At 53.1% G+C, this 540-nt stretch carries 1 protein-coding gene; it reads right to left on the reverse strand.

Annotated features, from left to right (window positions below):
* A partial coding sequence (locus ACWHAR_RS31245; protein ID WP_452088950.1) for an electron transfer flavoprotein subunit beta/FixA family protein occupies window positions 1-540 on the reverse strand: 540 nt, incomplete at both ends.

Raw genomic sequence — 540 nt, forward strand, 5'->3', positions numbered from 1 at the left:
GCTTCGCTTCTCAGCAGTGATACAAGTTCTGCCGCCTGCTGCTCCGGCTCCCCTTCAAGGATTTTCCCGGCTTCTTTTTTCGGAGGCAGGAACCGTTCGATCGTTTTTGTTTTCGCAGCCACGTCTTCTTCGTCGATGTCGAGATCATCAAGCTCAAGCTCCTCGAGAGGCTTTTTCTTTGCCTTCATGATTCCCGGAAGAGACGGATAACGCGGCTCGTTCAACCCCTGCTGTGCAGTCGCTACGATTGGAAGCGATGTTTGGATCACTTCAAGATCGCCCTCGGCGTCGCGTTCCGCTTCAACATCTCCGCCGTTTACCGTCAGCTTTGTAATCGTCGTAATACAAGGAATGCCCAGCAGTTCGGCCAAACGAGGCGCAACCTGTCCCGATCCCCCGTCGATCGCCACATTCCCGCCGAGTATAATGTCGTACTCGCGGTCTTTCAAATAGTTGTAAAGGATGGCTGAAGCCGTATATTGGTCCGCTTCTTCCACGTCGTCTTCAATGTTGATCAGAACGGCTTTGTCGCACCCCATC

Source organism: Bacillus sp. LR--39 (assembly GCF_053613335.1).